The organism is Clostridium sp. AF19-22AC (genome assembly GCF_003479085.1).
Taxonomy (GTDB): Bacteria; Bacillota; Clostridia; order Lachnospirales; family Lachnospiraceae; genus Faecalicatena_A; species Faecalicatena_A orotica.
On record NZ_QUGN01000007.1, the window covers coordinates 119,518 to 142,447 of the forward strand.

The 22,930-nt window shown below is 45.3% G+C and carries 24 protein-coding genes and 1 tRNA gene; 17 read left to right on the plus strand and 8 right to left on the minus strand.

Features of this window, described 5'->3' with window-relative positions; all coding sequences use genetic code 11:
* From DWX43_RS10075 to DWX43_RS10090, 4 genes are all read left to right on the plus strand, one after another.
* Positions 1-1,470 carry a GldG family protein gene (locus DWX43_RS10075; RefSeq protein WP_118620203.1) on the plus strand — a complete coding sequence of 490 codons (1,470 nt, stop codon included), beginning with the start codon at positions 1-3 and terminating at the stop codon, positions 1,468-1,470.
* 16 nt (positions 1,471-1,486) lie between these two features.
* Positions 1,487-2,395, plus strand: coding sequence for a DUF4340 domain-containing protein (locus tag DWX43_RS10080; RefSeq protein ID WP_118620204.1), 909 nt, complete (start codon positions 1,487-1,489; stop codon positions 2,393-2,395).
* A 122-nt stretch (positions 2,396-2,517) separates the two neighbouring features.
* A complete protein-coding gene (locus DWX43_RS10085) occupies positions 2,518-2,925 on the plus strand; it encodes a hypothetical protein (protein WP_109732214.1) in 408 nt (135 codons plus the stop codon).
* A 19-nt stretch (positions 2,926-2,944) separates the two neighbouring features.
* Complete coding sequence (locus DWX43_RS10090; protein ID WP_118620205.1) at positions 2,945-3,676, plus strand: J domain-containing protein; 732 nt, start codon at positions 2,945-2,947, stop codon at positions 3,674-3,676.
* Between the two features lie 92 nt (positions 3,677-3,768).
* Here DWX43_RS10090 and DWX43_RS10095 read toward each other — a convergent pair whose 3' ends face one another.
* Positions 3,769-4,779 carry a uroporphyrinogen decarboxylase family protein gene (locus DWX43_RS10095; protein WP_109732216.1) on the minus strand — a complete coding sequence of 337 codons (1,011 nt, stop codon included), beginning with the start codon at positions 4,777-4,779 and terminating at the stop codon, positions 3,769-3,771.
* Positions 4,780-5,059: 280 nt separating this feature from the next.
* Here DWX43_RS10095 and DWX43_RS10100 point away from each other — a divergent pair, with 280 nt between their 5' ends.
* From DWX43_RS10100 to DWX43_RS10110, 3 genes are all read left to right on the plus strand, one after another.
* Positions 5,060-6,691 carry a PucR family transcriptional regulator gene (locus DWX43_RS10100; protein WP_118620206.1) on the plus strand — a complete coding sequence of 544 codons (1,632 nt, stop codon included), beginning with the start codon at positions 5,060-5,062 and terminating at the stop codon, positions 6,689-6,691.
* Positions 6,692-6,875: 184 nt separating this feature from the next.
* Complete coding sequence (locus DWX43_RS10105) at positions 6,876-8,165, plus strand: cytosine permease (RefSeq protein WP_109732218.1); 1,290 nt, start codon at positions 6,876-6,878, stop codon at positions 8,163-8,165.
* Between the two features lie 34 nt (positions 8,166-8,199).
* A complete protein-coding gene (locus DWX43_RS10110; protein ID WP_109732219.1) occupies positions 8,200-9,024 on the plus strand; it encodes a nitrilase-related carbon-nitrogen hydrolase in 825 nt (274 codons plus the stop codon).
* A gap of 326 nt (positions 9,025-9,350) precedes the next feature.
* Here DWX43_RS10110 and DWX43_RS10115 read toward each other — a convergent pair.
* From DWX43_RS10115 to DWX43_RS10145, 7 genes are all read right to left on the minus strand, one after another.
* Positions 9,351-9,434, minus strand: a tRNA-Leu gene (locus tag DWX43_RS10115).
* Between the two features lie 95 nt (positions 9,435-9,529).
* Positions 9,530-10,342, minus strand: coding sequence for an HAD family hydrolase (locus DWX43_RS10120; protein ID WP_118620207.1), 813 nt, complete (start codon positions 10,340-10,342; stop codon positions 9,530-9,532).
* A 13-nt stretch (positions 10,343-10,355) separates the two neighbouring features.
* Positions 10,356-11,195 carry a PTS system mannose/fructose/sorbose family transporter subunit IID gene (locus DWX43_RS10125; protein WP_118620208.1) on the minus strand — a complete coding sequence of 280 codons (840 nt, stop codon included), beginning with the start codon at positions 11,193-11,195 and terminating at the stop codon, positions 10,356-10,358.
* Positions 11,182-11,964: a PTS sugar transporter subunit IIC gene (locus DWX43_RS10130; protein ID WP_118620209.1), complete on the minus strand. Its 783-nt coding sequence runs from the start codon at positions 11,962-11,964 to the stop codon at positions 11,182-11,184. Before DWX43_RS10130 ends, DWX43_RS10125 begins: the two co-directional genes overlap by 14 nt.
* A 42-nt stretch (positions 11,965-12,006) precedes the next feature.
* Positions 12,007-12,477, minus strand: a complete 471-nt coding sequence (locus tag DWX43_RS10135) for a PTS sugar transporter subunit IIB (RefSeq protein ID WP_118620210.1) — start codon at positions 12,475-12,477, stop codon at positions 12,007-12,009.
* A gap of 16 nt (positions 12,478-12,493) precedes the next feature.
* Entirely contained in the window at positions 12,494-12,925 is a 432-nt protein-coding gene (locus DWX43_RS10140) for a PTS system fructose subfamily transporter subunit IIA (protein ID WP_118620211.1), read from the minus strand.
* Positions 12,926-12,952: 27 nt separating this feature from the next.
* Complete coding sequence (locus DWX43_RS10145) at positions 12,953-13,945, minus strand: SIS domain-containing protein (protein WP_118620212.1); 993 nt, start codon at positions 13,943-13,945, stop codon at positions 12,953-12,955.
* A 330-nt stretch (positions 13,946-14,275) separates the two neighbouring features.
* Between DWX43_RS10145 and DWX43_RS10150 the strand changes: the two genes are divergently transcribed.
* The 10 genes from DWX43_RS10150 (at position 14,276) to DWX43_RS10195 (ending at position 22,874) form a co-directional block, all read left to right on the plus strand.
* On the plus strand, positions 14,276-14,992 hold the full coding sequence (locus DWX43_RS10150) for a GntR family transcriptional regulator (RefSeq protein ID WP_118620213.1): 717 nt from the start codon (positions 14,276-14,278) through the stop codon (positions 14,990-14,992).
* Between the two features lie 175 nt (positions 14,993-15,167).
* A complete protein-coding gene (locus DWX43_RS10155) occupies positions 15,168-16,130 on the plus strand; it encodes a beta-ketoacyl-ACP synthase III (protein WP_118620214.1) in 963 nt (320 codons plus the stop codon).
* A 78-nt stretch (positions 16,131-16,208) separates the two neighbouring features.
* Entirely contained in the window at positions 16,209-16,433 is a 225-nt protein-coding gene (locus DWX43_RS10160; RefSeq protein WP_109732221.1) for an acyl carrier protein, read from the plus strand.
* Entirely contained in the window at positions 16,426-17,415 is a 990-nt protein-coding gene (gene fabK, locus DWX43_RS10165) for an enoyl-[acyl-carrier-protein] reductase FabK (RefSeq protein WP_278321118.1), read from the plus strand. The genes DWX43_RS10160 and fabK overlap by 8 nt, the downstream gene beginning before the upstream one ends.
* Positions 17,408-18,328, plus strand: a complete 921-nt coding sequence (gene fabD, locus DWX43_RS10170) for an ACP S-malonyltransferase (protein WP_118620215.1) — start codon at positions 17,408-17,410, stop codon at positions 18,326-18,328. The genes fabK and fabD overlap by 8 nt, the downstream gene beginning before the upstream one ends.
* A complete protein-coding gene (fabG, locus tag DWX43_RS10175; protein ID WP_118620216.1) occupies positions 18,322-19,062 on the plus strand; it encodes a 3-oxoacyl-[acyl-carrier-protein] reductase in 741 nt (246 codons plus the stop codon). Before fabD ends, fabG begins: the two co-directional genes overlap by 7 nt.
* Positions 19,063-19,074: 12 nt before the next feature.
* On the plus strand, positions 19,075-20,310 hold the full coding sequence (gene fabF / locus DWX43_RS10180) for a beta-ketoacyl-ACP synthase II (RefSeq protein ID WP_118620217.1): 1,236 nt from the start codon (positions 19,075-19,077) through the stop codon (positions 20,308-20,310).
* A 27-nt stretch (positions 20,311-20,337) separates the two neighbouring features.
* Positions 20,338-20,841, plus strand: a complete 504-nt coding sequence (gene accB / locus DWX43_RS10185; protein ID WP_118620218.1) for an acetyl-CoA carboxylase biotin carboxyl carrier protein — start codon at positions 20,338-20,340, stop codon at positions 20,839-20,841.
* A gap of 248 nt (positions 20,842-21,089) precedes the next feature.
* Entirely contained in the window at positions 21,090-21,521 is a 432-nt protein-coding gene (gene fabZ, locus DWX43_RS10190) for a 3-hydroxyacyl-ACP dehydratase FabZ (RefSeq protein WP_109732227.1), read from the plus strand.
* 15 nt (positions 21,522-21,536) lie between these two features.
* Positions 21,537-22,874: an acetyl-CoA carboxylase biotin carboxylase subunit gene (locus DWX43_RS10195; RefSeq protein WP_118620219.1), complete on the plus strand. Its 1,338-nt coding sequence runs from the start codon at positions 21,537-21,539 to the stop codon at positions 22,872-22,874.
* Positions 22,875-22,930: the final 56 nt, after the last annotated feature.

Consider the following 22,930-nt stretch of genomic DNA (forward strand, 5'->3'; position numbering starts at 1 on the left):
GTGCAGAAAATAAAAAGTATATTTAAAACAACAGGGACTAAGAATGGAACATACAGTGTAGGACTGACAGTGATTGTCATTGCGATCGTTGTAGTTGCCAATTTGATTTTCGGACAGATACCGGAAAAATATAAAAACATTGATGTCAGCAGCACGAAGATTTATGACATTACAGATACAAGTAAAGAGCTCTTAAAGAATTTAGACCAGAAGGTGACCTTCACGGTGCTGGCGGAAAAAGCGGGCGCGGATGACAGGATCAAGACGTTTTTGAGTAAATACAGTTCTTTATCGAAAAATATAAAAGTGGAATGGATTGACCCGGTACTTCACCCATCAGCCTTGTCGGAGTACGATACTTCTGCCAATACGATTGTAGTGGCATGTGATGATACAGGGAAAAGTACAACCGTATCATTCAGTGACATCATCGTGATGGATACTTCTTCCTATTATTATACCGGGAATGCAACGGAATCCGAATTCGATGGTGAGGGCCAGCTGACCAGTGCCGTGAATTATGTAGTCAGCGATTCGAATAAGAACATCTACAGGACTACCGGACATGGAGAGGCTACTTTATCCAGTTCTGTTTCGGAACTGATGACGAAAAACAACTATAAAGTGAATGAACTAAATCTCGTGATGGATACTTCCATACCGGAAGAGTGTGACCTTCTTCTGATGTATGCACCATCCAAAGACCTGACAGAGGATGAGAAGACTGCGGTTGAAGATTATCTGGCCAAAGGCGGCAAGGTGATGATACTGTTAGGAGAAACCAGTTCTGCAGACCTGCCGAACATTGCTTCTGTCATGAAAGAATATGGTATGGAAACAGAAGACGGTTATATCGCAGACCCGTCCAGATGTTATCAGGGCAATTACTATTATATCTTTCCAGAACTCTCTGTATCAGGGGATATGGCAAAGGGAATTACCTCACAGATGGTCCTTTTGACGAACGCCCACGGCATGAATCTGGTAGATCCGGCGAGAGACACCATAACGACAAGTCCGTTTATGACGACATCTGAGAATGCTTATGCAGTAACAGAAGAAGCTCAGAAACAGGGGGCTTATACGCTCGGGGCAGTGGCCGAGGAGACAATCAGCGGGGATTCCGCAGGAGAGACAGATGCGGATACCAGTGAAAATGACGGCGAGTCAGATGATGCGGAGCAGGAAGAGCAGAAGACGGGCAGGCTTACAGTGATTTCAGCGGGCAGTCTGATTGACTCGCAGATAACGGATACCTTTACCCAGCTCGAGAATACAACATTGTTTATGAATGCGGTGAGCAGCAATTTTGATGGTGTCCAGAATATTTCAATTGAAGCAAAGAGTCTGGGAACCGAATACAATACGGTACAGCATGCAGGACTGTTCAGCCTTCTGGTGATATTTGGAATCCCGCTTTTGATCCTTATTTCAGGATTCACGGTATGGTATAGAAGAAGGAAGGCATAGGCATAAGGAGGATAAGATGGGACAGAAAAAGAAGAAGTCTATGATTCTGCTGTTTGCTGTTCTTGTGGTGCTCGTGGCGGCATATTTCATTCTCCAGTCATGGAATAAAAGTCAGGACAAAAAGGAACAGGCAAAAGAAGAGGCAGAAAACATTTATATTACGGATATAGATACAATAACAGACATAAAATATAATATTGGCAGCGGTGACATGGAATTCACCAAGGAAGACGGCACATGGTATGTTACTGCTGATAAAGACTTTCCGCTGGCACAGTCATACCCGGAGCAGATGGCAGATACGTTCAAAAAACTTAAGGCAGAGCGTGAACTGAAGGATGGCGATTCCCTTGAGGATTACGGCCTGACGGAACCAGTTTATACGGTATCCCTGACAGATGGGGAAGGCGGCGAGACAACACTGTATTATGGAAATGCGGCAGGAGATGACTATTATGTCACCGTGGGTGATGAGGGAAAGGTTTACACGGTAAGCAGTACTACCATATCAGACCTCCAGTATTCGCTGGAAGATATGGCACAGATGGATACTTATCCAAACATCGGAAGCGGCAACCTGAAGAAGGAAGTGATCACACAGGGCGGTCAGACAACGACTTATGATTCAGAGAATGACGATGATGCCCAAAATATCGCCGCGGTTGCAGGCGGACTCGGTGCAGTCACGCTTAGTAAGGCGGCTGACTATTCTGTAGAGGATAAAGACCTTGCAGGATTCGGCCTGGATGAAGGCAGCAGAACAACGGTAGAGGCAGTTTACACGTCAGATGATAAGGAAAAGACACTTACCCTCTATATCGGCGGGACGGACGGCAGCGGAAACAGATACGTGATGATGAATGATTCCAGAATTGTCTATCTGATATCGGAAGAAATATGTAAAAATATTTTGAATGAAGAATAAATTTATAGTTATTTAATAAGAGTTTTCTTGACAATCCGCGAAAAACAGAGGAAAATGTCTTTCATGTAGTCATACAGCCCGCAGAAAACTGCGGGCAAGAAAAAAAGTGAGGTTGGTATAGAATGAAAGAAAAACTGGTACGGTTTATGCAGGGTCGGTACGGAGTAGATACATTTTCAAAATTTCTGCTCGTTTTAGGTTTGGTTGTCGTGCTGCTCTCATCCTTTTTCGCGGGAAAGACGGTCGGAACAATCTGCTATGTATTGGGATGGGTCCTGATTATTTACTGCTATTTCAGAATGTTTTCTAAGAATGTGACGAAACGGTATGCAGAGAACCAGTCGTTTATGGCCAGGACATACAAGATCCGCTGCTTTTTCCAGAGACAGAAGAATATGTTTAAACAGAGAAAGGCATACCATATATATAAATGCCCGGGCTGCGGACAGAAGATCAGGATCCCGAGAGGAAAAGGAAAGATTGAAGTGCGCTGCCCAAAATGCAGCAATACATTCATAAAGAAAAGTTAAGTGAGGGTATAAGGGAACAATGAATGATCCATACAGAGTGCTGGGAGTGTCACAGGATGCTTCCGATGACGAGATAAAGAAAGCGTACAGGACGCTGAGCAGAAAGTACCATCCCGATGCGAATATCGACAATCCGCTGAAGGACGAAGCGGAGGCGAAGTTTAAAGAAGTACAGCAGGCCTATCAGCAGATTATGGATGAACGGGAGAGAGGATATTCAGGCGGCCAGGGTGGTTTTGGCAGTTCACAGGGCGGTTATGGTGACTTCGGTGGTTTTGGAGGATTCGGTGGCTTTGGCGGCTTCGGAGGGAACCGTTCCTATGGCAGCCAGACCGGGGACAGTGAATCAGACATTCACTTGAGAGCCGCGGCAAATTACATACAAAGCGGCCATTACAAAGAAGCACTCAATGTTCTGGATGGTATCAAGGAGCACAGCGCCCTCTGGTATTTTTACAGCGCTTCGGCTAATTCCGGAATGGGGAATAATGTGACGGCGCAGGAACATGCCAAGGAAGCGGTAAGGCTTGATCCGGACAATATGCAGTACCAGATGCTTTTAAATCGTCTTCAGGGAACCGGGGGATGGTATCAGCAGAGGCAGAGCGCCTATGGCTATCCGGTCATGGGAGGCAGCAACTTCTGTATGAAGCTGTGTATCGCTAACCTTGTGTGTAATCTCTGCTGTGGCGGAGGCGGACTGTGCTGTAACGGAGGCGGTTATGGAGGCGGATTCGGCAGATATATGTAGTAATAGTAAGATGGGAAAAATAGAGGAAGGCGGTAAACGGAGTGGGAGCTTCGGTTACCGCCTTCTGCTTATACCTGCAGACTGTCTGAATGTTATCCGGCGTAGAATTCATCTACCGCTTCGAAGAATGCATTGATATTCTCCCACTTAGAAAGCGGGGGGATATCACAGCCGGAGGAGATGACGAAGTTTGGATACTTACAGCATTTGTCCATGATCTCCTTTGTAGCAGCTTTGATAGATTCTGTTGTTCCGTTTCTGAACTGGCCGGCCGGGTCTACATTTCCTGCAGCTATGATGTGTGCGGGAATGTGCGGCATCATCTCAGCCATGTCGATCGCATTTCCGAAATGAAGGAGCGGGCAGCCTGTTGCGATGATAGAGTCGATCTGTTGGATTGTGCAATTTCCGCAGTTGTGGTAAACGATAATGAATTCATCATCCTGAACAGCATCTACGATCTGTTTTACGTAGTCAGCAGAGAATTCTTCAGCGAGTGACGGGGAGAGCAGTCCTGCCAGAGGCTCTGCGAGGACAATACCGTTTGCTCCGGCTTTTTTGTATTCACGGCAGTAATTAATGATGAATTTTGTGACTTTTTCAAGCACAGTATGTACCATATCCGGCTCTTCATAACAATAGATCATAGCCTCGGATACATCCATTAACCTTCCTGCAAGCGAGAATGGTCCGATCGCTCCAGCGAGAATGGGGCGGTCTTCAATTAACTTTGCGGCTTTTTCAATTGCTTCTATATAAGTGGATGTTCGTCCTGCACCGATTTCAGGGATTTCGAGCGCATCGGCCTCTTCTTCTGTATTGACAACACTTCCGATAACAGTCGGAACTTCCTCATCTGATACACGGATTGTGGAGCCGAAGCATTCAGCTTCGACAGACAGATCCATAAGGCTTACAGAAGCGGATGCATCTGTACTTTCTGCAACAATCTGCATACCGCGTGCCTGAAGGTCACTGCTGGAAATCAGATCCTTTACTGTGATCCCCATCTTCTGAATTGCCGGGAATGACAACACTGGCATTGCCTTCTTAACAGGGTTATTAATCGTATCCGCGATCCATTGTTTCATATTCATCTTCATATATTACCTCCTGGGAAACTTTGTTCTTGATAAAATAAGTATAACGAGTTTAACTATTGATTTTTAGTAAAAATATTCTGTTTTTTGAAATTTTTATACTTTTGTTAGATTGTGCCATACCCTGTTCGCCCTTATACTTTCATTTATTATTGGATATTTTTGAATACCATTGTTTGACTTTTGAAGATGTGTGTCGTACCATGTTAAATAGTAAGGAAGAGGATAGCTGTTCATGGTTTTGAATAGATGAAAAACCGATGAAATGTAAAGGGGTGAGTAAATGACTGTTACTGTAAGGGAGGCACTTAGATCAAAAGCGTTTAATGGCTGCAGTCTGATTGCCGGGGAAGCGGGTCTGGACCGGCCGATCTCCTGTGTCGACGAGATGGAAGTGCCGAACATCCTGCCCTGGCTGAAAAAGGATGAATTATTGATTACGACCGGATATGCGGTCAAAGACGACGAAGGTGCCCTGCTGGGAATTATTCAGGGGCTGTATGATGCCGGTTCATCGGGGATTGCCCTGAAGACAAGATTTATTGGCAATATCCCGCCCAGTATCACAGAATTGGCAGACAGACTGGAAATTCCGATTATCGTAATTCCGCCGGAACTCCCTTTTATAGATATCATCCATCCTTTGATGAAACAGATCGTGGATGAACAGAATATGAAGCTTGAATTTACGGAACAGATGAATGAGCGTTTTCTGAATCTGCAGATCGAAGGCGGAAGCTTTGATTCTATATGCAGTATGCTTGGCAGCCTGATCCAGTGTGATGTCCTGATTACATACCGGAATTTTGAAGTAATCAGTTCTTATCAGGCATCACAGGGGAGCATGTCCGGGTGGATCGAGGATAACGGGACAGGCGGTGTATTCCTGAAGGACTTTCTGAAAGACCCCCAATTTTGTCAGGGCGGCAGTCTGGTCCGTCTGGAGGATGGCGGCGAGATGATGGCCTGTATGATTAATGTAAAAGGCAAATGCCGGGGATATATGTATGTAATGGGAAAGTCAGGACAGTTGACAGAGATGATGCAGATCGCAGTCAGGCAGGCTTCCGTTTATGCCGCTTTGGAATTCTCTGGAAAGGGACTTGCAGAGGAAAGAGAGTTTCATCAGGACACAGGCTTCTTTCTGGACCTGATCAATGAGAACACTTTATCGGAGGATGAGGCACAAAAGAGGGCCAGGGGCCACGGGTGGGCGGTGCTCCCGTGCCGTATGACAATATCTGATATCGATGATTTTGAGAGCTTTGCAGAGGGGAAAAGTGAGCAGGAGATCCAGAATATTAAGGACGATATCTTAGAGGAATACAAGTCTGTAATTAAGAAAAAGTTTCACGTATTCTTTGTTACGAATCTCAGTGACCGTTTCTACTGTCTGTTTCCGCAGAGTGCAGATAAGTTTCAGATTACGGACCTGATCGGTGAAATATGCATAAGGCTGAAAAAGAAGTTTATGCTCACCATGACAACCGGAGCCTCAAACATGATAGAACAATTCAGCCGTTTTGGCGAAGCACATGAGGAAGGAAAAACAGCGGTCGAGATCGGAAAAAAAGAACGGTCAGGCCGGTCTGTTTTCTTCATAGATGATCTGGCGCTTGAATCTGTATTTTTAGAGATGGGCAGACAGGAGTATTTCCGGAATTTCAGCAGCAGCCTGTTAAAACCATTGGAGGAGTACGACAGAGGCCATGAGAGCAGGCTCATGGAAACACTTGAGATGCTGACAGAAAAGGCCGGTGCACGCAAGGAAACGGCAGATGCACTGTTTCTCCACAGGAATACACTGCTTTACCGCCTCAGCCAGATTGAAGAGATTACCGGATTTAATTTGAATGATCATGAGGTGATATTGAAGCTTACGATAGCTTTTAAAATTAGAAGGTTTGTTTTTTAGGTGCAGTATGCCCAACCCTGGAAGAGATATTTGTGCAGGACGAATGATGCATGAAGACGTCCTGTATGTTATATTTTATTTGTAAACTAAATGTGATAAAGAGCAAAGAAGCTGTACTGATTTTTGGGTGCAGCTTTTTCTGAACAGGCAGGTCTTTATCAGGAGTGAGAAAGGAGAGGGCATAATGGGAAATGAGAAGGAGAAGACAAATGTACTGAATGATTATGCAACATCGTCTGTACCGGAGGAAAGGACTTATAATTGGTTGTCTATGGGGCTGATCTGGGCAGGAGTAGGCATCAACCTGGGAATGATTGTAATTGGTGGTGCACTTGGAAACGGGCTGAGCTTTAAACAGGCGGTTGCCGCTGCATTTATTGGAGGAATTGTACTTGCGATTGTTACGGGGGTCTGCGGTGTGATAGGGGCACACACCCATCTTTCTACAGCAATGATCAGTTCATTTACTTTTGGAAAAGCGGCTATTGTGATTATTGCATTAATTCAGGCATTTGGCTCCTACGGCTGGTTTGGTGTTCAACTGGGGCTGTTTGGTGAGACGGTTAGTACAACGGTAAAGATGGCAACTGGGGTTTTGCTTCCTACCTTCTTATGTGTTATTGTAGGAGGTATTTTGATGATTCTGACTTCTACATTCGGGTATAAGAGTCTGGATTTGCTAAGTAAGATTGCAGTTCCGCTTCTGATTATCCTTCTGGTGGCATCCGTTATAAAGGTGATGCAGGGATATTCAATGGGAGAAATTGTAGAGTTTCAGGCAGCAGGGCAGGCGATTACCGTAGGTTATGGGATATCCAGCGCAATCGCTTCATTTATTGTAGGGGCAGTTGTAGCACCCGATGTGTCCAGATATGCGAAGTCAGCGAAAGATACAATACTTGCGGCAATCTTTGCCTTCGCTATTGTTGTTCCGGTTATGCTTGTTGTAGGCTGCCTTATGGCACAGGTGACAGGAACTTCTGATATTATTGAAATTATGCTGAGGCTGGGCTGGGGATTTGCCGCTCTTCTGGTATTAATGCTGGCACAGTGGACTTCCAACGATAATAATCTTTACTGCGCGGCTCTGGGATTTGCCGTTGTATTCAAGAAACTGAAAAAATATCAGATCACCATAATCTCAGGTGTAATTGGAATTCTGCTCGCATTGACGGGAATTGCACAGAATATAACAGGTTTTCTGAATTACCTTGGAGTATTAATTCCACCGATGGGCGGTGTACTTGCATCTGATTATTACTTCTTCCATAAGGCCAGATACAAGGAGGAATTGGCAGGGGAAGTGAAAAACATCGAAACACCGGCATGTGTGGCATGGGTAGTAGGATCTGCTATATCATTTATTACCACGTATACTGCCGTCCGGCTGACAACCGTGCCGAGTATTGACGGTATGCTGGCAGCATTCCTCGTCCATTTTATCTGGACTAAATTGATAGAGAAGAACAAATAGTTTATAGAAAACAGTTGAAGTGAGGTAGAAGAATATGGGCAGAAAAGTAACCGTTGGGTTAGTGCAGATGGACTGTGTTTTAATGGATAAAGAAAAAAATATAGCAAGGATGCTGGAATTTTTAAAAGAGGCTTCTGAGAAGCATACGGATATAATCTGTTTCCCCGAGATGTGCACAACAGGCTACAGCCCTGACCTGATTCAGGGGAAATATCTGGAGCTTGCAGAGGAGCCGGATGGCGAAACATTTCAGATATTAAGTAAGAGGGCGAAAGAATACGGTATGTATATTGCCGCCCCAATTGTCTTAAAAAGCACCATGCCCGGAGTACTGTATAATGGACTTATTATGGTAGGGAAAGATGGAAGCCTGATGGGAACCTATAATAAGACACATCTCTGGGCGGGAGAGCGCTTTTGGTTCAGGTCAGGCAGTGAATATCCGGTCTTCCAGACCGAGTTTGGAAAAGTCGGAATGATGATCTGCTACGATGGAGGATTTCCGGAAGTCTCCAGGATTCTGACATTAAAAGGTGCCGAGCTCATCTTATGTCCTAGTGCCTTTCCGATCTGGGACAAAGACATGTGGGATATCTACTTTGCTTCCCGGTCACTGGAAAATGGCTGTTTCGTTGCAGGAATTAACAGGGTGGGCACTGAAGGCAAGTGTGAGATGTTTGGGAATAATAAAATCTACAACCCCAGAGGGAAGCTGCTGGCTGAGGCACCTGTAAATGAGGAGGCACTGCTGACCTGTACGGTAGACCTCGATGAAGTGGCATACTATCGGGAAAACGAAGTCGTATATCTGAGAGACCGCCGCCCTGAAACATATGAAATTATTTCGGAATTGTATTAGAGGAAAAATCCCCGCCCTGCATGGCAAAAGCAGCGGCGGGGATTTTTGGATGTATTATTATAATTATGTGCTATTCTATAAAAAATAGCCCGTTATCCAGTACTGGACTCAGGGCTTGTGGTGGGAAAGGAACTAATTTTGTTGGCGAGGAGATTAGTTCCAATCTCATAAAAATATTCTATCATATAATTATCTGAATAAGTGCAACAATATATCGCATATTTTATGTATATTTCCGTAAGGAACTGAGCAGCCCGCTAATCCTCCAAACGTGTCAGCCACGCAGAAAAACAAAAAAGCTGTAATCACAAGGATTACAGCAATTATGCGGAAGAAGAGACTTGAACTCTCACAGGATAAACTCCCACTAGAACCTGAATCTAGCGCGTCTGCCATTCCGCCACTTCCGCTCGACAAGTGATATAATAGCATATAATCACCTCATTTGTAAACCCCTTTTTTACAATTTTTTTAATTTTTTTATGCGATTTATTAAAGGTACATTTTACTCTAATTCCAAATCTTCCAAAACCGTTATTGCGGACGCAACAGCGTGGTGTTCGTTATCCCTCACAACGAAATCCGCTGACCGGATAATTTTGTCCAATGCATTTCCTACTGCAAATCCGATATCTGCGTTTTGAATCATCTCATAATCGTTATTATGATCACCAATACAGCATAGAATCTTATCATCCAGCTGAAACATCTTTTTATAAGCAATAACTGCGCTGCCCTTGGATGCACCCGCATTCATTAATTCTCTGGAATATGCACCGGTTGTCAGACAACGGACTTCAGGCGGTACGGATTTGTTTAAAAAGGCATCTAACTCCTGTTGGTTTACAGTATCGGATGTCATTTCTATTTTCAGCCACTTTCCGGAGATTTCTTGTATATTTGACACTTTTATATATGGCAGGTGCTCTCTCTCCATAAATTGAAGGTAAGCAGGTGTAGGATGCAGGCTGTAAATTCCACACTCTGTCATGATCTGTACTCCTAATGCGGGAAACGCGGTCATGATTTGGTGCAGATATTGTTTTGAAGCGCAAGGGAGTTCCATTTTCCATATTATTTTACTGGTTTGGTAATCATAGATACAACTGCCGTTATAAAGGATTACCGGATGGACGATGTTCAGTACATCAACATATGGTTTAAATCCCGTGATAGAACGGCCTGTTGCGATTGTAAACAGGCCGCCCTTTTCCTGAAAGCGCAGAATTGCATTTCTGTTAATTAGGGATATATTCTTCTGATTATCAAATAAGGTTTCATCCATATCAGATATGAAAATTATATTTGAAAATTCCATGTGTTTATGTCTCCTATGCAGCTAAAATACCAAGTCCTGCGCACACGATTGAAATTGCAATAATTCCCAGTAAAATATAGGTTGATTTTACATTTTTGCCAAGCAGCCAATAGATAAAGGCTGTGACGCACACGGGAAGCAGGCAGGGGAGAATTGAGTCCAGAATTCCCTGGAGTTCCGTTATGCCATCCCCTGAACCGAAGGTGATCGGGACTTTCATGGTAACCATTGTTGCGATCATGGAACCGATGGTCATAAGACCGACAATCCCGGTCATATTAGTTACCTTGTCCATGAGTCCGGATTTCTGCAGTTTTTCAAGAAGACCGGTACCTAACTGGTATCCCTTCATCATACCAATGTAGCGGACCGCAAATGCCGGGATATTGTAAAGCAGAAGGAACAAAAGTGCCCCGAACGGATTGCCGTTCATAAGCAGGGAACAGCCTATGCCTGCTGCGATAATACGGAGTGTTCCGAGGAAGATAGAATCGCCGATTCCTGAAAGCGGCCCCATAAGGCTGGCTTTTACATTGCTGATGGAGGATGTGTCAAAGCTTGGGTCTTTCGCCCGTCTTTCTTCCATAGCAGTTACAATCCCCAGTACAAGTGTTGAGAAATAGACCGTGATATTAAAAAATTCAGTATGCCGTTCCAACGCTTCCTTACGTTCTTCCTTAGTCTTGTATAACTTTTCAATAATAGGGGTCATCGCATATGCAAACCCTAAATGGTCCTGTCTTACATAATTCCATGAAATTTCGAATGGAAGTGATTTCCAGAATACATTTCTTAAATCTTTTTTTGTGATGACAGATACTTCCTCTGTCTGTGTTTCATTAAAAGTCGTCATCTTCTTCCTCCATTTCTGCCGGGCCTTCTGCGGCGGCTTTCTGAATGCTGAAGTCACCGAATGCCATAATCATAACAATACTTACCGCCATAATTGCCACGCCAAGGACTGGCAGCCCCACGTACGCCGTCAGTACAAATCCTATTGCGAGAAAGGCAGCAATTTTTTTGTTCAGTATCATCCGCAGCAGGATGGCAAATCCAAGTGCGGGAAGAATTCCTGCGGAGATAGTAAGTCCGTTCTGTACGAATTGCGGTATGGCATCCAATACATTCTGCATCACGCCGCTTCCGGCATAATATGCAATAGCCACCAGAACAGCCATCGGGAGGTACATGCCAAAGATGCCGCCGAACCAGTGCATCCTGGCAACTCCCTTTATATCGCCTTCTGCCGCGTATTTATCTGCCCGGTTGGCAAAGAGCGGCACAACTACGATGAACAAAAAGTTACGGAGTAACATGACTAACATGGCAATTGGAAGTCCAAGCGCAACAGCCATGCCTGCGTCCCTGCCTCCGGAAATGGCGAATGCCGTCCCTAAAATTGCTCCTGAAACAACTTCCGGCGGAAGCGCGGCGCCTACACCAACAGCACCCATCATCGCCAGTTCGATTGTTGCGCCAATGACGCACCCTGCCTGTAAATCTCCCATTGCAAGCCCTACCAGCGGGCCGAGGACTAAAGGTCTTGTCTGCAAAGACTTCCCTGTGAAATAATCACTGTATCCGAAACATGCAATGAGGAAAATTAATAGAACTTTTATCATTTCAATTCCACCCTCTATTCTTGGTTTTCGTATTTTTATTTTTTATAATGCGCGCACTGCGTCAATCTTTTTGTCGTTTGGAACCTGCCGGATCTCGACCTCAATTCCGGCTTCTGCCATTTTACGTATGAGCGTTTCTTCTTCAGGTAAAATATTTACAGATTTGGAAATGTTTTTCGTACCCTCCCGGGTTTTTACCAGACCAAGATTCACTTTATCCACTGCTGTGACGGCAAGTGCCAATTTTGCGGCGTCTTCGATAGACTCCACCACAATAAATAATTTGTATTTGTCTGTGACTCCGCTGTTTAAAGCAGTAATAGAATCTTCTATATTCTTGATTACCAGCTTCGTTCCTGCGGGTTTTGCGAGTTTCATCGTTGTTTTCCTGAGATTATCATCTACGACGGCATCGTTTGCAATTAAAATACAATCTGCACCGAGTCCTGATGTCCAGGATACTGCTGTCTGTCCATGTAATAATCTGCAGTCCACTCTTGTCATTAATACCATGATTCATCCTCCTGAATTAAAATTCTTCGTCTTCTGGTTCTTCGGTCTTTTGGAGCAGCGTGTTGCAAAAAACAATGGTTTCTTTTGCTTCTTCCACACATTCCGTAATTAAAGTTTCTGTTGCAGTGTCTTCATCTTTTCTTGCAGCCATGCTCATAAGCAGCGCCAGATTTAATCCTGCAACGAGATATACGTTCTTATCGGTGCCTCCTAAGACGGACATGAATTCGTTATTGACGCTTCCGCCCAATACATCTGTTACGACTATAAGCTCGTCATGGCAGGACAAGGCGTCAATGTGATTCTTGATTTCCTGTTTGATGTCAAAGTCATCCTGGGTGTATGCACATAACACCTTGACGTTATCCTGGTGCCCCATAATGAGTTCTAGTGAACTAAGGATTCCTTTGGCTAAATAGGCATGGGATGCAAATAAAAATTTTCTCATAACAGTATCCTCCGATATTCTCAGTGCTTAATATTCTACCTTCCACATATATCTTCTTGTATTATAATCGTTTTTAGTTGCGTATGACAACTGTCTCATATATACGTTGTTTAAAACGGGCGAGAATAAAATATGGTTAAAGTATTCACTGATACTATCCTTAATCCTGTTGATTCCCAGTTCTTTGGCATCCAGAATATAAACCTTATCGCCGCCGTATGTATTCAGGAACTTCACGGCACGTTCATCGGCCGGCCGGCATCTTCCTTCAGAGACAAGCAGGAATACGGAAGTGTTTTTGTCCAGTACTTCAAACGGTCCGTGGAAGAATTCACAGGTGTTGATTGTCGGGGAATCTATCTGGAGCATTTCCTCAATATTGCAGATGGAGAAAATGTATGCGGAGCCCCATGCAGGACCACTGCCCATGACATAAATGGTCTTTTCGTTTTTGTTTTGTTCTGCCCATTTTCTGGCAAGCGGCTCTGCATATTCAACAGCTTTTCTGTAAATATCATCTACAATGTCAAAGGCTGCCATTGCGTCTTCATAACCGGCATATCCTTCTGTCAGTTCTACAAGGTTCATGGCGATGTTAACGCCGATACTGGAATTTACTCTTTCGGTCCTGCTTTCATCTATCGCGATGCTTTCATATTGAATGTTATAATCACATGTATCGGTCAGGTCAGATTCCTGAACATATAAGCCGATAGTTGCAGCGCCCAGCTCCTTTGCTATTTTTGCTGCTACACATGTCTCCTTTGTTCCTCTCATGGAACAGATAACCGCCAGCGTATTCTCTCCTGCAAAAGCAGGTGCTGCATAAACAAATTCATTGCTTGTAAAGGACTGGGAGCGTAATGTTTTAGATTCACGGTCCATAAAATACTGTGCAGGGAAAAAACCTCCATTAGACCCCCCTGCTGCGATCCATACAACATTCTTAATTCCGCCAGCTGCTTCTTTTTCCTTTAATACCTTTTCGACGACCTGTCTTACTTCCTGTTTGATTTCCATAATTTAATTGTACTCCTTTGTTTTTATTATTAGCTACTTGTAGGGAGATGTCTGCATACAAGTGATTAACATGGCTATATATTAGCACGGAATATGCAGCGTGTAAAGACTGGTTTTGTAATTTTGTGAATACATCACAATACAAGCACGGGCAAATTATGCATATTATACACTTGTATTATAACTTGTATTTAAAAGTTACTAAATACATTAACACACATCTTGCTTTTTAACGACCATTTGTTATAATAGTACATGTAAAACATATGTAACTGTTTCAGGGCCTGCCTTTCAACAGTTACCAATCATGAATCAAGGAGGGACAAATGCATGGAGACACTAGATAATGGCACAAGTATTCCTTTATATGACCAGCTTGCAGAGAGGATCCGTAATGATATATATGAAGGGAAGTTTAACCGGGGAGAGAAGATCCCTTCTGAACTTGAACTCAGCGATATGTACAGTATAAGCAGAAGTACGGTGCGGAAAGCACTTTCTGTTCTGGTTTCCGAAAAGCTCCTTGTCAAGGCGCACGGAAAGGGAACCTTTGTTGCATCACCGAAGATGAACCAGCATTCGTCCACATTCCTGAGTTTCACGGATAATGTAAAATCTATGGGGAAGACACTGACAACCAAGACAATATCAAGGACCCATATAGAACCCACCCGAAGCCAGATGGCATTCTTTGGACTGAAGGCCGGTGAGATGGTATTGGAAATTAAGCGTCTCAGGATTGTGGATAAGATTGCGATCTGTGTGGAAACAACATGGTTTTCGTCCCAATATGATTCCTTAATGGAAGCAAACCTGAATGGGTCTTTATATGCCGTTCTGAAATCAGAGTATAATATCAAGCCTCTGGCCGGCAGCAAAACCATTGAATTATGTTATGCATCAGAGGAGGAGGCAAAGCTTTTGGATGTGCCGAGAGGGTCCTCGCTTATGCTCGTGGAAGATCTGGTTTATGATAATAATGAAAATCCGCTGCATATAACCAAACAGGTCGTTCGGGGGGATAAGTTTAAATATGCACTAAAATAAAAAAACTGTCCGTTAGGATATAGGAACAGGGGGTGTGTTAAGCATGCACAATGTTCCTATATCCTTTTTTCTGCACAAAATTTCTTGACATTTACAATTATTATGATATACTTTGGTAATCAAAGTATTTTAAATTAAAAATATTTGGAAATGAAATTAAACGCGGAGAACGATTATGATAGGAAAGATATGTGGAACAGGTTCATACGTGCCGGCTCATTTTCTGGACAATAATGATTTGGCCAAGATTGTAGATACAAACGACGAATGGATCCGCGAACGGACCGGCGTCGTAAAAAGACATATTATAGTAGACGAGACAACCGTATCCATGTCCGTAGAAGCATCAAAGCGGGCTTTGGAAAACAGCGGCATTGATCCGGAGGAACTGGATTTGATACTGGTTTCTACATTTACATCAGAAGTTCTGCTGCCCAGCACGGCCTGCGAGGTACAGAAGGAACTGGGGGCGGTAAATGCGACCGGTTTTGACCTGAATGCAGCCTGCACCGGTTTTTTATTTGCCTATAATACAGCCCAGGCATACATAGCCTCAGGCGTTTACAGGACCGTATTGATCATCGGGGCGGAGAGCCTGTCTAATACCGTAAACTGGGAGGACCGCGGGACCTGCATCTTATTCGGTGACGGCGCGGGGGCGGCGGTTTTGAAAGCGGAAGAAGGCGAAGCTGTCCGGCCGGTAACGCATTCGGACGGGAGCATGGGAGATGCCCTGACCTGTATGAGCAGGCACAGAAAAAACCGGCCCATAGAAGGGGAGGATCTGGATTCTTATATGAAGATGAACGGCCAGGCGGTTTTTAAATTCGCAGTCAGGTGTGTGCCGGAGGTAATCCGGGAGACCCTCGAAGGGACTGGTATCGCGGTGAGCGACATCGATTATTTTGTACTGCACCAGGCAAACAAAAGGATTGTGGAATCAGTCGCAAAGAGGCTGAAGGAAGACATCAGCAAGTTTCCTATGAACATGGATGAGTATGGAAATACATCCTCCGCCAGCATTCCGATTCTTCTGGATGAAATGAACCGGAAGGGGATGCTCAAAAGAGGTGATAAGCTGGTGATGTCCGGTTTCGGGGCAGGCCTGTCGTGGGGCGCGGCTTATCTTGAATGGTAGTTTTGGTAATACCCGGCATGGACCGGATTACACATATAAATAAAAAGAAAAATGGAAGTAAGAAAGGAATTTAAAATCATGTTAGAAAGAGTAAAAGAAATCGTAGCAGAATCATTAGGGGCAGAAATCAGTACACTTACAGAGGAGACTTCCTTCAAAGATGATCTGGCAGCAGATTCTCTGGACTTATTCGAAGTTGTCATGGCTTTCGAGGAAGAATTCGACGTAGAGATCCCGTCTGAAGACTTAGAGCAGATCGCAACAATCGGCGATGTAATCAAGTATCTGGAAGCTCATAAATAAGAAATTTTATAAAGTAGTTCATAAATTAAGAAAGGTTGTTAGTATGAAGACAAAAGTAACCGAAATATTAGAAATCGAATATCCGATCATACAGGGTGGAATGGCATGGGTTGCTGAATATCATCTTGCAGCCGCCGTATCAGAAGCTGGCGGGCTTGGGCTGATTGGTGCGGCGAGCGCGCCTGCTGACTGGGTACGGGAACAGATCAGGGAAGCGAAAAAGCTTACCCAAAAGCCATTTGGCGTAAATATTATGCTGATGAGTCCTTATGCGGATGAGGTGGCAAATGTAATTGTGGAGGAAGGCGTTAAGGTTGTGACAACGGGTGCCGGATCTCCTGAAAAATATATGAAGATGTGGAAGGAAGCAGGAGTAAAGGTAATTCCTGTCGTTGCATCTGTAGCACTTGCAAAGCGTATGGAACGCTGCGGTGCAGATGCCCTTGTTGCAGAGGGGACAGAGGCAGGCGGACACATTGGTGAAAATACAACGATGGTATTAGTACCACAGGTTGTAGATGCGGTGAGCATCCCGGTTATCGCGGCAGGCGGTATTGCGGACGGCAGAGGAATCGCAGCAGCATTTATGCTGGGTGCACAGGCTGTACAGATGGGAACTCATTTTGTGGTTACGAATGAATCTATTGTTCATGACAATTATAAGAAATGTATTCTGAAAGCGAGAGACATTGATTCCAGAGTGACAGGACGCACGACAGGGCATCCGGTCCGTGCACTGCGCAACCAGATGACGAAACTGTACTTACAGAAGGAGCAGGAAGGGGCATCTTTTGAGGAACTGGAGCTTTTGACACTGGGCGGTTTAAGGAAGGCTGTTGTGGATGGCGACGTGGTAAACGGAAGCGTGATGTCAGGCCAGATTGCCGGTATGGTTAAGGAAGAGATGTCCTGCCAGGAGCTGATCCAGAAGCTGGTAAAAGAGACAGATGACCTGATTGGAGGAAAAGGTTTTTATGAGTAAGACTGCATTTATATTTCCCGGACAGGGCGCACAGAAAGCCGGGATGGGAAAAGATTTTTATGAACATAGTGAAACGGCGGCAGAGATTTTTGATATGGCATCTGAGCTGCTTAATATAGATATGAAAGAATTATGTTTTGAAGAAAATGATCTGCTGGACCAGACAGAATATACACAGGCTGCATTAGTTACTACATGCCTTGCAATGGCGGCAGTACTGGAAGAAAGAGGGCTGAAACCGGATGTATCAGCGGGATTAAGTCTGGGAGAATACTGTGCGATTGCAGCAGCAGGCGGGATGAGCGCCGCGGACGCGGTTACTACGGTCAGAAAGCGCGGGATCCTCATGCAGAATGCAGTGCCGGGAGGCGAAGGCTCAATGGCTGCTGTTCTGGGACTTGGTGCAGATGTGATTGAGAAGGTGCTAAGCGGCATTGAAGGAGCAGGGATTGCAAATTATAACTGTCCGGGCCAGATCGTAATAACAGGATTAAAGGACAGTGTGGAAAAGGCGGCTGAGGCTTTGAAAGAGGCCGGGGCCAAGAGGGTGCTTCCGCTGAATGTGAGCGGGCCGTTCCACTCACCATTCCTTTCAGAGGCGGGAAGAGAGCTTGGAAAGGTGCTTGAGGGTGTTGAACTGAAGTCTCTGAATATCCCTTATGTGACGAATGTTACGGCAGAGTATGTGAAGGATATTGGCAGTACGAAAGAACTGCTGGAAAAACAGGTGGCGTCTTCTGTACGCTGGCAGCAGAGTGTCGAAAACATGATTGCCGATGGTGTGGATACATTTGTGGAAGTCGGGCCCGGTAAGACACTTGCAGGGTTCATGAGAAAGATTGATAAGTCGGTAAAAGTATACAATGTAGGCACATGGGAAGATGTAGACAAGGTGGTTAGCGAATTATGTTAGAAGGAAAAACAGCGATTGTTACAGGCGCATCGAGAGGCATCGGAAGAGCGGTCGCCCTCAAGCTGGCAGAAGAAGGCGCGGCTGTCGTGATTAATTATAATGGTTCTGCCGACAGAGCAGAGGAAGTTAAGAATGAGATTGAAAAAAACGGCGGAAAAGCGGAAGTGATGCAGTGTAATGTATCCGATTTCCAGGCCTGTGAGAATTTTATAAAAGAAGTGACTGCAAAGTTTGGAAGAATTGACATTCTGGTTAACAATGCAGGAATCACAAGGGATGGTCTTTTGATGAGAATGTCCGAGGATGATTTTGACGCGGTAATCGATACGAATCTGAAGGGGACTTTCAACTGTATTCGTTTCGTATCCAGACAGATGATGAAACAGAGAAGCGGCCGCATTATCAACCTTTCATCCGTATCCGGTGTTTTGGGAAATGCAGGGCAGGCAAACTACTGTGCATCTAAAGCAGGGGTGATCGGACTGACAAAATCGGCGGCACGGGAACTGGCATCCAGAGGGATTACGGTAAATGCCATTGCACCGGGATTCATTCATACGGAGATGACACAGGTACTGCCGGAGAAGGTAAAAGAAGCCTCCATCGCGCAGATACCGCTTAGAGCGTTCGGGGAACCGGAAGACATCGCCGAGGCGGCGGCATTTCTGGCATCGGAAAAAGCAAGATACATTACAGGACAGGTCCTGTGTGTAGACGGCGGAATGGCAATGTAAAAGGAGATTAGTATGAAAAGAAGAGTTGTAGTGACCGGACTGGGGGCAGTGACTCCGATCGGTAATACGGTAGAAGAATTCTGGAGCGGGATTCGTGAAGGAAAAGTCGGAATCGGACCAATTACAAAATTTGATGCATCTGAATATAAAGTGCAAATCGCTGCAGAGGTGAAAGATTTTGTGGCAAAAGAGCGAATGGATTTTAAGGCGGCAAAACGTATGGAGCCTTTTTCCCAGTACGCGGTTGCTGCGGCAAAGGAAGCATTTGAAGATTCTGGTATAGACATTTCGAAGGAAGACGCATACCGCGCAGGCGTAATTGTCGGCTCCGGTATCGGAAGCCTCCAGGTTGTAGAACAGAATTATACAAAGATTGTGGAAAAAGGACCGAGCAGGGTCAATCCGCTGATGGTGCCGCTGATGATTTCCAACATGGCGGCAGGGAATGTTTCGATTCAGTTAGGTTTAAAAGGGAAATGTACAAATGTTGTGACTGCGTGTGCTTCCGGAACAAACTGTATCGGTGATGCGTTCCGTGCAATCCAGTATGATGATGCGGATATCATGGTTGCCGGCGGTACGGAAAGCTGTATCTGTCCGACAGGCGTGGCCGGATTTTCAGGACTGACCGCACTTTCCACTTCCACGGACCCGATGCGGGCATCCATTCCGTTTGACAAAGACAGAAATGGGTTTGTGCTCGGAGAGGGAGCCGGTATCGTTGTTCTTGAGGAACTTGAGCATGCAAAGAAGAGAGGGGCAAAGATCTACGCCGAGCTGGCAGGCTACGGTTCTACAGGAGATGCATACCACATCACATCCCCACAGGAAGACGGGGAAGGGGCCGGTATGGCGATGAAGATTGCGATGAAGGAAGCAGGCGTTGCTCCAGAGCAGATCGACTATATCAATGCACACGGAACGAGCACACATCATAACGATTTGTTTGAGACGAGGGCGATCAAATATGCGCTCGGGGATGCGGCGAAAGATGTTGCGGTCAACTCCACAAAATCTATGATCGGGCATCTGCTCGGTGCAGCAGGCGGTGTCGAGTTTATCGTTTGCGTGAAGAGTATTCAGGACGGTTTCATTCACAAGACGGCAGGAAGCATCGAGGCAGAAGAAGATTGTGATCTGAATTACACATTCGGCTCCCCGATTGAAAAGGATGTCAATTATGTACTGACCAATTCACTTGGATTCGGCGGCCATAATGCAACCCTGCTCGTAAAGAAGTATCAATAACAGGTAATAACGCGAAAGGCGGATATCATGAAAATAGAAGAAATATTACAGTTAGTGGATTCAGTATCCAAATCCGCGTTGGCGGAATTTAAATATGAAGAAGGCGGAGTAAAGCTTTCTCTGAAGAAGGCAGCGGCAGTCCAGTATGCCGCTACAGATGCAGTGGCGTATACACAGGCACCCGTATCACCTGCAGCCGCACAAAAGCCGGCTGTTACGGCCGAGATGGCACCGGATGAGACAGCATATATGGCAGTTGCATCAGCTTCAGATACACCGGCAGAAAAGAAAGCAGACGGTAAAGTCGTAAAATCTCCACTGGTAGGGACATTTTATTCTGCGCCTTCAGAAGAGGCAGAGCCATTTATAAGCGTCGGCGACAGCGTTAAAGAAGGTCAGGTCATTGCAATTGTAGAGGCGATGAAACTGATGAACGAAATCGAAAGTGATTTTTCTGGAAAAGTAGCAGAAATACTGGTCCAAAACGGGGACACAGTAGAATACGGACAGCCATTGTTTGTTATAAAATAGTCAATTAACTGCAAAGGGGTCAGACCCCTTTGAAAATGTCTACTGTTCACACCTTTCAGGCGTGCACAGTAGCCGCATCTGCTTATTTTAAGTCGCCTTCGGCGAGAAGCAGATGCTCCGGGGCCATCGCTTTATTGGCCCGATGCCGTGCAGCGGGGTGCACGGCACGGTGTGAACAGTAACACAAGTGATCTACTTTTACACGAAAATGTCAGTTTGGGCTTGACATAAAGAAAGAAGGTTTTTGCATGAACAGATTAGATATTAAGCAGATTCAGGAAATTATTCCTCACAGACATCCGTTTTTACTGGTGGACTATATCGAGGATTATGAGCCGGGGCAGTTTGCCGTTGGTTATAAATGTGTGACTTACCGGGAGGATTTTTTCAAGGGACATTTCCCGGACCATCCTGTTATGCCGGGAGTGCTGACGTTGGAAGCGTTGGCGCAGGTCGGTGCAGTCGCGATTCTGAGCCAGGAGGAACACCGCGGCAAAATCGCGTTTTTCGGGGGCGTACAGAAATGTAAGTTTAAAGGCATGGTGAACCCGGGAGATAAGATCAGGCTGGAAACGAAAATCATCAAGCAGAAGGGACCTGTCGGAGTCGGTGAGGCGGTTGCGACTGTGGACGGCAAGGTCGTTGTCAGTGCAGAACTGACTTTCATGGTTGGAAAATAAGGAGATGTGCAGGTTATGATTGAAAAGGTATTAATTGCAAACCGCGGAGAGATTGCCGTGCGCATTATCCGTGCCTGCAGGGAGATGGGGATCGAGACGGTAGCTGTGTATTCGGAGGCGGATAAAGAGGCTTTGCATACCCAGCTGGCGGATGAGGCAATCTGCATCGGGCCTGCCCCTTCTACGGAAAGTTATCTGAGTATGGAACGAATCATCAGCGCGACGCTTGTATCTGGAGCAGATGCGATTCATCCGGGTTTCGGTTTTCTGTCCGAGAACAGTAAATTCGCGGAACTGTGCGAGCAGTGCAACATCACGTTTATCGGGCCGTCATCAGAAGTGATCCGGAAGATGGGGAATAAGCAGGAAGCCAGAAACACAATGGTTGCTGCAGGTGTTCCGGTAATACCGGGCAGTAAAGAACCAATCTACGATGCGCAGACAGGTGCCGCCATAGCAGATGAAATCGGTTATCCGGTTATCGTGAAGGCCGCCCTCGGCGGAGGCGGAAAAGGAATGCGCGTGGCTGAAACTCCTGACGAGTTTGAAAGCAGTTTTAATACGGCACAGAAAGAAACCCAGATGGCTTTCGGTGACAACACAATGTACATTGAACATTTTGTGCAGCACCCAAGGCATATCGAGTTCCAGATCATGGCAGACAAACATGGCAATGTCATTCATCTGGGGGAGCGTGACTGTTCCGTTCAGAGGAACCACCAGAAAATGATAGAAGAGTCCCCGTCCATTGCATTGTCAGACGCAATGCGCAGGAAAATGGGGGAGGCAGCCGTGAAAGCGGCAAAAGCGGCTAATTACACAAACGCCGGAACAATTGAATTCTTGTTAGAAAAAAGCGGCAATTTCTATTTCATGGAGATGAACACAAGAATTCAGGTTGAGCACCCTGTAACGGAATGGGTAACCGGAATCGACTTAATAAAAGAACAGATAAAAATCGCCGATGGAAGAGAACTGAGTTATACACAGGATGACGTAACCATCACGGGCCATGCCATCGAGTGCCGCATCAACGCAGAAAATCCGAAGAAGAACTTCCGCCCGTCCCCCGGTACGATCACAGACATGTACCTGCCCGGAGGAAAAGGCGTGCGTATCGACTCCGCGATCTACAGCGGCTATACCGTAACCCCTTACTACGATTCCATGCTGGCAAAACTGATCGTGCATGCGAAAAACAGAAAAGAAGCGATTCGAAAAATGCGCAGTGCCCTCGGCGAGATCATAATTGAGGGAATTGACACGAATGTAGATTATCAATATGAAATTCTTCACCATCCAGATTTCGAGTCAGGCGATATAGATATTGAATTTATAGAAAAAATGTCATGATAATGAAAGGGGAATTTTCAGAATTATCAGAAAACGGACCGCAAAAGGGTCTGACC